Source organism: Porphyromonas gingivalis ATCC 33277 (assembly GCF_000010505.1).
Classification (GTDB): Bacteria; Bacteroidota; Bacteroidia; order Bacteroidales; family Porphyromonadaceae; genus Porphyromonas; species Porphyromonas gingivalis.
The window spans coordinates 2,263,270-2,276,616 of the sequence record NC_010729.1 but is presented as its reverse complement, the minus strand read 5'-3'; the positions used below and the strand labels follow the sequence as shown (position 1 = coordinate 2,276,616).

General features: G+C 50.8%; 13 protein-coding genes. 7 read left to right on the top strand and 6 right to left on the bottom strand.

The genetic code is table 11. The features are described 5' to 3' along the window. Window positions 1-12: 12 nt before the first annotated feature. The 6 genes from PGN_RS09620 to PGN_RS12530 form a co-directional block, all read right to left on the bottom strand. Window positions 13-1,458 carry a glycoside hydrolase family 27 protein gene (locus PGN_RS09620; RefSeq protein ID WP_012458701.1) on the bottom strand — a complete coding sequence of 482 codons (1,446 nt, stop codon included), beginning with the start codon at window positions 1,456-1,458 and terminating at the stop codon, window positions 13-15. After that, the gene (locus PGN_RS09615; RefSeq protein WP_012458700.1) at window positions 1,458-2,657 is read right to left on the bottom strand and encodes an L-serine ammonia-lyase; all 1,200 of its coding nucleotides are present in this window, start codon (window positions 2,655-2,657) and stop codon (window positions 1,458-1,460) included. The genes PGN_RS09620 and PGN_RS09615 overlap by 1 nt, the downstream gene beginning before the upstream one ends. A 95-nt stretch (window positions 2,658-2,752) precedes the next feature. After that, window positions 2,753-3,538 (bottom strand): porin family protein, encoded by a 786-nt coding sequence (locus PGN_RS09610; RefSeq protein WP_012458699.1) that lies wholly within the window; start codon window positions 3,536-3,538, stop codon window positions 2,753-2,755. A 5-nt stretch (window positions 3,539-3,543) separates the two neighbouring features. Continuing rightward, complete coding sequence (locus PGN_RS09605; protein WP_012458698.1) at window positions 3,544-4,446, bottom strand: PCMD domain-containing protein; 903 nt, start codon at window positions 4,444-4,446, stop codon at window positions 3,544-3,546. Window positions 4,447-4,507: 61 nt separating this feature from the next. Next, window positions 4,508-6,493 (bottom strand): Ig-like domain-containing protein, encoded by a 1,986-nt coding sequence (locus tag PGN_RS09600; protein WP_012458697.1) that lies wholly within the window; start codon window positions 6,491-6,493, stop codon window positions 4,508-4,510. A 208-nt stretch (window positions 6,494-6,701) separates the two neighbouring features. Next, on the bottom strand, window positions 6,702-6,767 hold the full coding sequence (locus PGN_RS12530) for a DUF1661 domain-containing protein (RefSeq protein WP_353307445.1): 66 nt from the start codon (window positions 6,765-6,767) through the stop codon (window positions 6,702-6,704). Here PGN_RS12530 and PGN_RS12525 point away from each other — a divergent pair. The 7 genes from PGN_RS12525 (at window position 6,739) to pyrF (ending at window position 13,300) form a co-directional block, all read left to right on the top strand. Then, window positions 6,739-6,987 carry a DUF1661 domain-containing protein gene (locus PGN_RS12525; RefSeq protein ID WP_353558833.1) on the top strand — a complete coding sequence of 83 codons (249 nt, stop codon included), beginning with the start codon at window positions 6,739-6,741 and terminating at the stop codon, window positions 6,985-6,987. The genes PGN_RS12530 and PGN_RS12525 overlap by 29 nt on opposite strands. A 14-nt stretch (window positions 6,988-7,001) precedes the next feature. Then, the gene (locus PGN_RS09590) at window positions 7,002-8,303 is read left to right on the top strand and encodes an AAA family ATPase (protein ID WP_012458695.1); all 1,302 of its coding nucleotides are present in this window, start codon (window positions 7,002-7,004) and stop codon (window positions 8,301-8,303) included. Beyond that, window positions 8,276-8,974, top strand: a complete 699-nt coding sequence (locus tag PGN_RS09585; RefSeq protein WP_012458694.1) for an RloB family protein — start codon at window positions 8,276-8,278, stop codon at window positions 8,972-8,974. The genes PGN_RS09590 and PGN_RS09585 overlap by 28 nt, the downstream gene beginning before the upstream one ends. 232 nt (window positions 8,975-9,206) lie before the next feature. Further along, the gene (locus tag PGN_RS09580; protein WP_004583736.1) at window positions 9,207-10,148 is read left to right on the top strand and encodes a glucosaminidase domain-containing protein; all 942 of its coding nucleotides are present in this window, start codon (window positions 9,207-9,209) and stop codon (window positions 10,146-10,148) included. A 28-nt stretch (window positions 10,149-10,176) separates the two neighbouring features. Continuing rightward, entirely contained in the window at window positions 10,177-11,343 is a 1,167-nt protein-coding gene (locus PGN_RS09575) for an AIR synthase related protein (RefSeq protein ID WP_012458693.1), read from the top strand. A gap of 24 nt (window positions 11,344-11,367) precedes the next feature. Further along, on the top strand, window positions 11,368-12,453 hold the full coding sequence (gene prfA / locus PGN_RS09570; protein ID WP_039416796.1) for a peptide chain release factor 1: 1,086 nt from the start codon (window positions 11,368-11,370) through the stop codon (window positions 12,451-12,453). A 16-nt stretch (window positions 12,454-12,469) separates the two neighbouring features. Further along, the gene (gene pyrF / locus PGN_RS09565) at window positions 12,470-13,300 is read left to right on the top strand and encodes an orotidine-5'-phosphate decarboxylase (protein ID WP_012458691.1); all 831 of its coding nucleotides are present in this window, start codon (window positions 12,470-12,472) and stop codon (window positions 13,298-13,300) included. Window positions 13,301-13,347: the final 47 nt, after the last annotated feature.

The following is a 13,347-nucleotide window of genomic DNA, read 5'->3' as shown; positions in this document are numbered from 1 at the left end:
GGCGCAGAGCTGTTATTCGAAAATAAACAGTCGGGCTGCGTGCGGCGACAGGACGATTCGTTCCAAGTCGCTCGGCGACACATAAGCAGCTCGCGATACGTCCCACGCAGATGATGAGTCGGGGCGTGAAACGATGCTCGTTGTCGTCGGGCTTTCTCCTGTATTCACAACCAAGACGGCCGTTCCTTTCGTCAGCTGACGTGTCCACAAATGTGTACCGTCAGCACGACGTTCCTCCACGATATTACGGAAAGAAGCATCCTGATCAACTGCAATCAGATCGGGATGCGTCAGCAGTGCTACCGCCTCCGCCGATACGGAGCGCGGATCGGCAGCAAAGACCAGCGGAGCGCGCATCATCGCCCACATTTGCATTTGTGCATGGTATTCTTCCGCTGTACAACCGTTGGAGGGGCTTCCTATCAATAGCAGATCCGGATCGGAGATCGCGCGGCCACGATTGGCATGCTGAGCGTAGCGCAAATTGATCATTGCTGCATCCCAAATACCATTGTCGCGTTTAGAATATCGACCAGCTTTCCACTTGTCTTGAATGTCGAAAGAGGTACGCCAACTGCCGGCACGCACCGTTACGCCCCAAGACCAGGGCATCAATTCACCCCATTCGCATACGGAGAAGAACGGAGGACGTCCCGTTGCCGCAAGTGCGCGCCCCATGGCACCATACCGTTGCTGCGCAACGATGGATATAGGCGGTGAACAGCAGTAGTCGTATTTGATAAAATCCACACCCCACTCGGAGAATGTGGCGGCATCTATCGCCTCTTTCTCAAAACTACCACTCAAGCCATGAACGTTAAGAGGAGATGCATTGGAGGAAAGGCCGAGCCGCATACCGCGACGATGCAGTTCATCGGCCAAATGTTTGATCCCATTGGGGAAACGTAAAGGATCCGCCTTAATTCTCCCGTCGCTGTCACGTACGGACGTTTGCCAGTGGCTTTCTATGATGATATGGTTATATCCGGCTGCAACCAGTCCTTTACTTTGCATCGCATCGGCCACATCCAAAATAGTCTGCTCGTTTATTTCTTTCTCCTTCAGCCAACGTGTACTCCAACCCATAACGGGAGCCAATCCATTATACCGACTCACTTCCACTTGCCAAATGCAACTGTCGGCACCCGATTCGTTGGCTGCCGATATTTCAAATTCGAATACGATGCGAGAAGAAGCCCTACCGCGAATAATTCCTTCGTGGGAATCGAATGTGAATCCTTCGGGCAAACGCTTGATAGCCCAATGCGTGGGGCGTGATCCCAGATAAGGTATCTTGAAGGTCCATTCCCGATCCATGGGCCAAATAGATCGTCCGGGCAAAAGAATACGCGGACTACCCTCTGTCGGACTCAGTGCATAGAGAGCAGGAAATGCGAGAAGGAGAATCAGAAGAAAGCCTGTCGGTCTTCCGAACAGAGAGAAAGCGCACCTTTTCATCAGCAGTGTACTATGGCCAATCCACCCTGAGAGGTTTCCTTATATAGACTCGGCAAATCCTTGCCCGTCTGACGCATCACTTCCACGACCTGATCGAACGAAATGCGGTGTCTGCCATCGCTGAAATTGGCATAGGTATTGGCATCCAAAGCTCGTGCTGCCGCAAAGGCATTTCGTTCGATACAAGGTACCTGCACCAATCCGCATACAGGGTCGCAGGTCAGTCCGAGGTGATGCTCCAAAGCCATCTCTGCAGCATATTCGATTTGGGACAGGGTACCCCCGAATAGCTGGCTGCTGGCTGCCGCTCCCATGGCACAAGCCACTCCCACTTCGCCCTGACAGCCGACTTCGGCACCCGAAATAGAAGCATTGGTGCGCACCACATTAGCAAAAAGGCCGGCCGTAGCCAGTGCACGCAATATGCGCTTATCGCTGAACTCACGAGTCTGTTGGAGGTGGTGGAGTACCGCCGGTACAACGCCGCATGACCCACATGTCGGAGCCGTTACGATCTTGCCGCCCGATGCATTCTGTTCGCTCACGGCCAAAGCATAGGCATATACATTGCCTCGGCTTCGTACACCCGGCGAATACCCCTGCGCACGAATCAGATAGCTGGCTGCCTTCCGGCGAACGCCCAGTCCACCCGGCAGCACCCCCTCGGCATCGAGCCCCTCCTGAATGGCGCTCCGCATTACCGACCAGACCTCAGCCAAATAGTCCCATATATCGGGATCTTCGTTTTCTTCCACATACTCCCAATAGCTTAGGCCGCGCCTGTTCAGTTCGTCGAGAATATCTGCCATCTTGCTGAGCGGATATACCTCGCGACCTCGCTGTTCGTTGAAGTGTTCGTTGGCCAAGACTCCGCCGCCGATGCTATAGATGAGCCAGTCGTCGAGCTGCTTGCCCTCTTTGTCAAAGCTCTCGAAGAGCATGCCGTTGGGGTGAAAATTTTGGAAGATCTCCGGTTTCCAAACGATTTCGGTCGGAGCCTTTGCTTCCAAGACGGCAAGGATAGCTGCATCCGTGAGGTGTCCTTTGCCCGTGGCAGCAAGGCTGCCGTATAGCGTAACACGGAAAGAGGCCGCCCGGGGATTCCGATCGAGAAACATCTCAGCAGCCCGACGCGGGCCGATCGTGTGGCTACTGCTCGGACCGTAGCCGATGCGATATATTTGGGTTATCGATTCCATTGTATTTGTATTGTACTATGCTTCGAGGTTGTTGAAAGAGTGATAGTTTTTGAAAGAGCCAACGAAGACCGGACAGGCGATCCGTGTGTGGGGGCTCAGTAATTGAGTCTGTAGGAAAATCCGATGCGTGCGAAGACATTATACATCCGGTAAGGAATAGCCTTGAAGTGTGTACCCGTCAGAGGGATCAGGCCGAATGTGACATCGGCAAACGCACCTATCTGTCGCGCGAAATAATAGTCGGCTCCTATTATGACACCGAAATCCGCTCCCTTTATCTTGTCCGAGAAGTTCAGTTCGCGCAGATCCATCTGCGCTGTTCCCAGCTTGGGATCGTCATAGACCATCGTACCGTCGATGATCACACGGAAGGAACTCTCCAGCAGCAGGGACGTATAGAGACCTCCGCGCAGCTTCAGCCTGTCCTTGAGCATATTGTATTCCGCCTGTACGGGTATCGTCAGGTAGCCCAGCCGTATCTCCGTATTGTTGTCGCCGGTGAATAGTCCCGGATATTCTTCATCAGGGTTGCCGGCATAAGGCGAGTCCGACACGATAGCTACTTTCATATCTTTCACTCGTGTGGTAGCTTCCATGCCTTTTTTCTCTACGGCTATACCCACGTTCACAGCCCACGGACTGCCGGCAAGCAAACGACGCGAAGCACTCAGTTGCACCATCGGATTCAGTCTCGGATACCACACGTAGACGTGCTCCATGGCTTGGGGTACGGGTACCGGTGTGGATGCTCCCACATGCATACCCACTCTGCCGGAAAACTCCCAAAGCGACGGCCGGACAGAAGCGTTCGACTCCTGAGCCGACAGGATGAAGCAGAGGCTCCAAAAGCAAGCATTCAAAAGAAAATATCGCCGGTTCATAACGTTTATTCGGGTAAAGTAGTCAGCGTAAGGGTTACTTCATCGACAAGCAGTTCGCTATCCACGGAGCCGATATACTCGTCTCCACGCGATGAAGACGAAAAGACCAGAGCCAAGCGATACTGCTTGTTGGCCAAGTCCACGACTTTATTGCCAACGGATCGGAACGTGAGATCGAACGGCTGCCACCCATCCGTATCATTTGCTATCTCTTTGGCAATAGATACGATGGACGGTGCAGTATAGAGGTTCTTGCCATTCAAGTAGGGCGTATCTTCAGTTACTTCATAGAATACGCCGGCGATCGTGCATTGGTCTTTGCCTTCCAGCACGGCATCCGGCCCTATGCTGCCATCGATATATTTGCTTCCGGCCTTGTATCGATAGTAACCTCGCAGCCGAATCGGACGCTGGCGTACTCTGTGTCCGAAGTAAGTGGCTTCCAATGGGGCAGAGATCAGTTTCGATACATCGACCTTACCGGAAAAAAGCGATGCCGCCACCAGATAACTACCCATGCCGTATACCTTGATCCCGGGTCGGGTAAGCATCCGCACGCAACGACCCTGATAACCTTCGTCAGCGAGTGTGACCGGGTACGGCAGTGTGGGATTGGGCATAGCCTTAAATCCCTCATTGCTGGCAGAAGCCCAAAAAGAGGAGGAAAATCCCCCCTCTCCCAACGGCAGGGCAGGTGTTGTGTCCGACCACTTCTCGAAGGAAAAACGGACATCGAATACCGACTGTCCCTCCGGAGGAGTCGGCGAAGTCTCGTTGCCTCCGTTATTGAGTTCTTCCTTCAGCTTGTTTTGTTTATCCTTGATCGGATCGAATCCGTAACAACCCGACAGCAATACTCCCACAACGAATATGAGCGGTATGCCGATAGTCGAAAATCTTTGTTTCATTATGTGGTGATTCTTCTCCTCTACATCGGTCGATGATTGTGCAGGAGGATATGATGCTTTGTTACTTCTTACTCTTTTTCTTCGATCTGCGAGCCATTCGCTCCTCGTATTCCCTGTTGAGGTCGCGCTTTTGCTTCTCTGCGAGCTTTACCTTTCGGATAGCTTCCGGTTTCTGATCGGCATACTGCTCACGAGTGACTACCCAGTCTTCGGCCTGCTGCCAGTTCTTCCTGAGGGTAAACGATTGGCGGTAGTAGAACACCCATTCGGGCTGCTTTGTTGGGTAATTGCCGGCATCCCAGCGACCGTTGCCATTCTCATCGAGAAACAGGCGTGCATAGTAGACATCGGGCTTGAGGTACGGGAAGAGGACTTCTCCCCGTTCTGCTTTCTTTGTCGCTACGGGCTCTCCACCCTTATTCAGCAGTTCCACTACGGCAGTACTGTCAGCCTCTCCCGACAACTTCAGTAACAGGCTGCTGAGATCCTCCTCCGGAAGGAACGAAAACACCTGCTCCACGGGGGCGTTCCACCGGTCGTACACGCTTCGCCAGACGGCCGAGTCGATCCGTATGCGGTAGCTCTGCCCCATCTGCCAGCCGGCATCGACGAAGAACTTCAGCGGATTGAGCGAATCGGGACGGAGCTTGAACGGGACATCGCGCCACAAGCTATCCGCTTGCCGTGCTACGGAAATGCCTGCCGTATCCACGAGAGCCAACGGTTGGGATGCTATGATACTGATGGTATCGCCCGGAGTACCCGATGCTATGCTGCTACTATTCTTGATGGATATATTCATAAGAGGAGCAGAGGCTGCTGCTTCGCCTTTCGGACGGCGCTGTATGGATACTTTCGGCTTGGCCATCCGCAAGGTGTCCGTCTGTGGCCGTGGAATGTTGAGCGAGTCGCTTTTGGGGTAAGTGACCGAAAAGGCCAAAGTGTCTCGGCTATAGATCTCTTTATCCGTCAGCCAGTAGACGATCTCTTTCTCACCTTTTCTGATAGCCGAATACCAGTTTTTTCCCTTTTGCTCTCCCAGCAGGTGCAGTGCCGGAATGGTATCAGGTCTTGTGTTGAATAGTAGAGACACTTGTACGGAATCGGGACGACTTTTCTTGGATAGATATTCCCGCCGGAAGTCGGAGGTGTAGAATCGGAGCAGAACGTTGTCGGGGCGATACCGGACAGGCTGTTGCCGAAGCGATGTATTCGCTGCCGCCGATTCGGCCGGTGTTTCCTGGAGAGTGGATGTTTTCGCTTTTTCCGCCATTGCCGAATCCACCGGCATAAGAGTATCGGCATTGGCCAAGAGTGTATCCGAAGGCAAGGCATCATCTGCCACCTCGGTACGGTACCAATCCGGAGAAAAAGCAACGCCTTCGGACAACTGGCTATAGGCGTAGTCGCGATCGGCGTCCTGAAGGGCAAAGACTTTGTAGCGGCCGTCGTGAAGATTTTTCAACGTGAAGGAGCCGTCCTCTCCCGTCAGTGTAGTACGCAGGAAAGAAGTCTTCGTGAAAGCCGTATCCGCTTCCGAATCGTGAATGCCGACCAAGACACCTGCCACCGGCTCCAACGTCAGGGCATCGATCACCCGGCCGCCGATCTGCATCGAATCAAGTACATCGCCGGTGGAAAAAGCATAGCAGAAGTTTTCCAGGATATTCCCTTCGTTGTTGTCGGCCAAACCGTTGGTAAAGTCGATCGTATAGGTGGTACTGTCGCGAAGATTGTCGCGCAGCTCGATAGTCAGCATGCGGCCATAGACGGATATTTTCGGCTGTTTGATCTGTGGTGGCGAGACGATCACCGTCTCGTTTTGTTTCAATATCTGGATAGCTTCATCGAATAGGAGGGAGATCTTATTGCCTGTTTGCTTCGTGCTACCCATTGCCGGCGTAGCCTTGAGCAAACGCGGGGGCGTCACATCATAAGGCCCCCCCTCCGGCGTACCCATATTGGCACATGCCGAGAGCATCCACAAGCCTATAATGACAGTTGCCACGACGGCAAGCTGCAATCGGCCGAAACGGTTCTTTCTCATAACCCTAAGAAATATAGGTGCTTTGGCCACAAAAATACTGTTTTCGACCGATACTTCTCCCTCAGCCAAAAGCCGCCCTCGCGGTCTCCTCCGCTCCGACGCGCCACAGGAAGAAGGAACAAAACCTCTTGCGCAGTTTTACTCCTTGACGAACAATACAAAAGCATTGCAGCCATCTCTCCTCGCTCTGCATTCTCGTCCGTGAAAATTATTGTTTGCCATTCCTAAAAACGTGGCGCGAGAAAATTTCCGCTCTCGCGCGAGATTTTTTCAAAACCCGAACCAAAACGAAAAAATTTTGGCGCGACTTTTTCAAGATTCCGGCGCGACTTTCCGGCGATTTCCGGCTCGAGATTTGTTATTCTTCTTTTGTCTACAATCTTTCTTATGGTGTATCTTTTGCTCCCTGCAAAGATCGTAAGACCGCTTTTGTGAGATTTTTTCTCGTTTTTCTTGCTTTTCCGGGCTTGTTAGATAACTTTGCCCTCAAATAATTATTGTGTGAGTTATGTTGGTCAACTTCACTTTTAAGAATTTCCGCTCATTCAGAGATGAAAAAACTTTGAGCATGGAAGCTTCTGCCATCAAAGAACTTTCCAAATCTGTCATTAGGAAAGGAGCTTACAAACTCCTTCCGGCAGCCGTTTTATACGGAGCCAATTCAAGTGGAAAAAGCAATGCTCTTTTTGCTTTGGCCAAAATGCGTAGCATCGTATTGGATTCGGTAAAATTGAACCCTCAGGATACTCTTCGTTTCGACCCGTTTATGTTGGATAGGGAATCTGCCAAAAAACCAACTTCTTTTGAAATACAATTTTTGAAAGACGGTGTAAAATACAGATATGGTTTCGAGTATGATAAAACCCGTATCATTAGTGAGTGGCTATATGAAAAGCAAGAAAAGGAAAGAGAGTTCAATTTGTTTCTTCGTGCCGGAAGCGAGTTCGAAATATCCAAGAAGCGATTTCCGGAAGGTGATAGCAAAGCAGATGCTACGCCCGGGAATAGACTTTTTGTGTCCTTGTGTGCGCAGCTAAATGGAAAGAAATCATCTTCTATTTTGGACTGGTTTCAGCACTGCAATCTTATTTCGGGTGTAGAAAAACAGGGTTATGAAGGCTTTACCCTGAAGATGCTCAAAGAAAATCCGGAAGGATGCAATGAAGCCAAAGACTTCTTCCGTCGCACGCAGTTAGGATTCAAAGACTTGATCGTCACAGAGCAACCTCTTTCGAACGATGTACTCAAGGAAGTACCGGATGAATTGAAAGAATTCATACTGAAAGAATTCGATGGCCGAAGCGTATTAGAAATCAAAACTTCTCATTGGGTATATGACCAAGACGGTAATCAGGTCGAGGAAAAAATTTTCGCCAAGGATGAAATGGAATCGGAAGGAACCAAGAAAGTCATAGAGCTTTCAGGCCCTTTATTCGACACATTGAAAGAAGGTTCTGTTTTGCTGGTAGACGAATTAGATGCCAAACTCCACCCCCTTTTGACCAGAAGTATTCTGAAGTTGTTTATGTCTCCGGAGACAAATCCCAATGGAGCACAGTTGATCTTTAATACTCACGACACAAATCTGCTGAAGGGCGATTATTTACGCCGTGATCAAATCTGGTTCACGGAAAAAGACAGGACAGAATCCTCCGATCTTTATTCATTGATAGAGTTTCGAGATGCAGAAGGAGTAAAAGTTCGTAAAGATCGGAGTTTTCAAAACGACTATATTAACGGACGTTATGGAGCTATCCCGTTCATTTTTTCAAGTGTAGAGCCATGGGACAACCGCCAAAAAGAGAAATAGAACGACTAAAACGTGAAAAGCGAGAAGCAAAAGCCGCAAGAAAACGCAAAGAGAATACCCGGGACATAATAGTTCGATTCCTGATCGTTTGTGAAGGACAAAAGACGGAACCCAACTATTTTAAGGCTTTGATTGACAACCACTACTCGGAAGTTCGTGAGGCAGAGATTAGGGGACAAGGTTGTTCTACTTGTGCATTAGTCGAACGAGCCAAAGAGATTCGGGATAATCTCGAAAAAGAGCGTGAATTAGGCTTTGATCGGATTTGGGTTGTCTTTGATAAAGACGATTTTGATGATTTTAATCGAGCTATCGACCTTGCAAAGAGCTATGGTTTCGGATGCGCTTGGACAAACGAAGCTTTTGAATTGTGGTTCCTTCTCCATTTCCAATATCTGGATGTACCTATCAGCCGTGATGCTTACATTTCCAAACTTGAAAACTTGATACAAAAGCGACTTAATGATAATTCTTTCCGATACAATAAGAATGATCCCTCCTTTTACAACATATTGAAAGACCATGGAGATGGAATTTTAGCAAAGCGATATGCCGAAAAACTTCGCTTGAAACACAAGGATAAAGATTATGCTAATCACAACCCCTGTACAAGGGTCGATCTATTGGTTGAGGAATTGGAAAATCCCCTGTCCGTATTAAAGAACAAATAAAGAGGGTGTAGATCACTCAGGGCAACCGCATTAGAATCGCTAATGTACACCTAACGTCATGATTGCTACATTCGATTATCAAAACAAGCACCAATTCATATCTCAGAGATTCAAATTGTAGAGGAAAGAGACTGAAAATTTTCAAAAGAGATCGCTCCGAATCTCCCTGACGGACTGCAATTTATTTGTACTTTTGTAGCTAACGTTGTTTTGTTGCAACTATTTCAAACAGATGAGAGCAAACATTTGGCAGATACTTTCCGTTTCGGTTCTCTTTTTCTTCGGGACAGCGATCGGACAGGCTCAGAGTCGAAACCGTACATACGAGGCTTATGTGAAACAGTACGCCGACGAAGCTATCCGACAGATGAGCCGCTACAATATACCGGCAAGCATCACCATAGCACAGGCTTTGGTGGAGACAGGAGCCGGAGCCAGTACACTGGCCAGCGTACACAACAATCACTTCGGGATCAAATGCCACAAATCGTGGACGGGCAAGCGCACCTATCGTACCGACGATGCGCCGAACGAATGCTTCCGTAGCTATTCGGCCGCTCGCGAATCGTATGAAGATCATTCCCGATTTCTGCTCCAACCACGCTATCGTCCCCTGTTCAAACTCGACAGAGAAGACTATCGGGGCTGGGCTACGGGGTTGCAACGCTGTGGCTATGCCACCAATCGGGGCTATGCCAATCTGCTGATCAAGATGGTGGAGCTGTATGAGCTATATGCTTTGGATCGCGAGAAGTACCCCTCATGGTTCCACAAGTCTTACCCCGGGTCCAACAAAAAATCCCATCAAACGACCAAGCAGAAGCAGAGCGGACTCAAGCACGAAGCTTACTTCAGCTACGGACTGCTCTACATCATAGCCAAGCAAGGCGATACCTTCGATTCTCTGGCCGAAGAGTTCGACATGAGGGCCTCCAAACTGGCCAAATACAACGATGCTCCCGTGGATTTCCCGATCGAAAAGGGCGATGTGATCTATCTGGAGAAAAAGCACGCATGCTCCATCTCCAAACATACACAGCACGTAGTGCGTGTGGGCGATTCGATGCACAGTATCTCCCAACGCTATGGCATCCGGATGAAGAACCTCTACAAGCTCAACGACAAGGATGGCGAATATATACCCCAAGAGGGCGATATACTGCGCTTGCGCTAAAACAAGAAAACAAAGACGAAGCAGCTATATGTCTAACGAACGCTATAACCTGCGCGGAGTGTCGGCCTCGAAAGAGGACGTGCATGCCGCCATCAAGAATGTGGACAAGGGTATTTTCCCTCAGGCATTCTGCAAGATTATTCCGGATATTCTCGGGGGCGATCCCGACTATTGCAATATCATGCATGCCGACGGGGCCGGCACCAAAAGCTCGCTTGCATACGTTTACTGGCGCGAGACGGGAGACCTCTCCGTATGGAAAGGAATTGCACAGGATGCGCTGATCATGAATATAGACGATCTGCTGTGCGTCGGTGCCGTGGACAATATACTTGTGTCCTCGACCATCGGCCGGAACAAACGGCTGATACCGGGCGAAGTGGTATCGGCTATTATCAACGGCACGGAAGAACTCCTGGCCGATCTGCGTCGCATGGGTGTGAATGCCTATGCCACGGGGGGTGAAACGGCTGATGTGGGCGATCTCGTCAGGACTATCATCGTGGACAGTACGGTGACTTGCCGGATGAAGCGATCGGATGTGATAGACAATGCCCGTATCAAGGCCGGCGACGTTATCGTCGGGTTAGCCTCATTCGGACAAGCCTCCTACGAGGAGCAGTACAACGGCGGTATGGGGAGCAACGGTCTGACCTCTGCTCGCCACGACGTTTTTGCCCACTATCTGGCAGAGAAGTATCCGGAGAGTTTCGATCCCTCGGTGCCGGACGATTTGGTCTATAGCGGCAGCATGAAGCTGACCGATGCCATAGCCGGATTGGGGCTGGACGCAGGCAAGCTCGTGCTCTCGCCCACACGTACCTACGCCCCTGTGGTCAAGGCCATACTGGACGAAATGAGTCGTCGCATTCATGGCATGGTACACTGCTCCGGCGGTGCGCAGACCAAGGTGATGCACTTCGTCAAGAATAAGCGCGTGGTCAAGGACAACCTCTTCCCGACACCTCCTCTCTTCGAGCTGATACAGCGCGAGAGCCAAACCGAGTGGTCAGAGATGTACAAGGTATTCAACATGGGACATCGTCTCGAAGTGTATCTGTCCGAAGAGAATGCCTCGCACGTGATCGAAATATCCGAGAGCTTCGGCATTCCGGCGCGTATCGTCGGCCGTGTGGAGGAAGCTCCGACCAACGAATTGATCCTCCAAACGCCCTATGGCGAGATCCGATACTAAACGCCTCCACCCCGATACACCCGTATGGCAGAGAATAACCTATTAGACCGATTGGATGGCTTGGAGAGCCGTTTCGAAGAGATTTCCACGCTTATCACGGATCCGGCCGTAATCGCGGACATGAAGCGTTTCACGAAGTTGAGCAAGGAGTATCGCGATCTGGAAAAGATCCATACAGCGGGGCGCGACTATCGCAATCTGCTCGCCAACATCGAGGAAGCCAAGCATACCATGGCCAAAGAGAGCGACGAGGAGTTGCGCGAGATGGCTCGCGAGATGCTGGCCGAGGCTAACGAACGCTTGCCCATTTTGGAGGAGGAGATCAAGATGCTGCTCATTCCGGCCAATCCGGAGGATGACAAGAATGCCATCGTGGAAATTCGCGGAGGAACGGGAGGCGATGAGGCTGCACTTTTTGCCGGCGACCTCTACCGCATGTACGTCAAGTATTGCGAGAGCAAAGGCTGGCAGGTGGAGGTCACCGACTTGAGCGAAGGAGCTACGGGTGGTTACAAAGAGATCGTCTTCTCGGTCAAGGGGGAAGGAGTGTATGGTATCCTGAAATATGAGAGCGGTGTGCACCGTGTCCAGCGCGTACCTGCGACCGAGACACAGGGGCGCATACATACCTCGGCAGCTACCGTGGCTGTCTTACCCGAAGCCGAAGAAGTGGACGTGGAGATCAATCCGGCAGACATCGAGATGCAGACGTCCCGTTCGGGCGGTGCAGGAGGTCAGAATGTAAACAAGGTGGAGACCAAGGTGCAGCTTACGCACAAGCCTACGGGTATGGTGGTGGTTTGCCAGCAGGCTCGTTCGCAGATTGCCAACCGCGAACTGGCTATGCAAATGTTGCGCTCCAAGCTTTACGACATAGAGCTATCCAAGCATAACGAAGCTATTGCAGCCCGACGCAAGACGATGGTATCGACCGGCGACCGTTCGGCCAAGATTCGTACCTACAACTATCCGCAAGGACGGGTAACGGATCACCGCATCAATATGACGGTCTACAACCTGTCGGCCGTAATGGACGGTGAGGTACAGCCCTTTATCGATGCCTTGATAATAGCAGAAAATGTTGAGCGGATGAAAGAAGCCGCCTTATAATACAAGTAAATAGACGATGACAACGAAAGAACTTTTTGACCGGATTTGCCGGAAACGCTCGTTTCTCTGTGTCGGGTTGGATACCGATGTGAAGAAAATACCGCCGCATTTACTGAATGAAGATGATCCTATTTTGGCTTTCAACAAAGCCATCATCGATGCTACGGCAGAATACTGTGTGGCTTTCAAGCCCAACATGGCTTTCTATGAGAGCATGGGGAGCTTCGGAGCTCACTCTTTTGAAAAAACGATCGAATACATTCGAGAGCGATACCCCGATCAATTTATCATAGCCGATGCCAAGCGTGGAGATATCGGCAATACGAGTGATATGTATGCCCGTTCGTTCTTCGAGCATCTCAAGGTGGATGCCCTTACCGTTTCTCCTTATATGGGAGAGGACAGCATCAGCCCTTTCCTGAGTTATGCAGGCAAGTTCACGGTGCTTCTGGCACTGACCTCGAACAAAGGTTCGCAAGACTTTCAGATGATGCGCGATGCCGATGGAGAATACCTTTTCGAACGCGTTATTCGTATCAGCCAGACGTGGGATAATGCCGGTCAACTGATGTATGTGGTGGGGGCTACGCAGGCCTCCATGCTGAAAGATATTCGCGAGATCGTGCCGGACGCTTTCTTGCTTGTCCCCGGCGTAGGTGCTCAGGGTGGAAGTCTGGAAGATGTGGCCGAGTACGGCATGAATGCTCATTGCGGTCTGCTCGTCAATGCTTCGCGCAGTATCATCTACGCGGATAATACGGAGGGGTTTGCTGCTAAAGCTGCCGGAGAAGCAGCCGCCATGCAGCGTCAGATGGAAATTGCTCTTCGGGCAAAAGGCCTGATCTGATCCATCGGGCTTCTATTAAACGTAAAGGAGTCGTATAGACTCTAAAG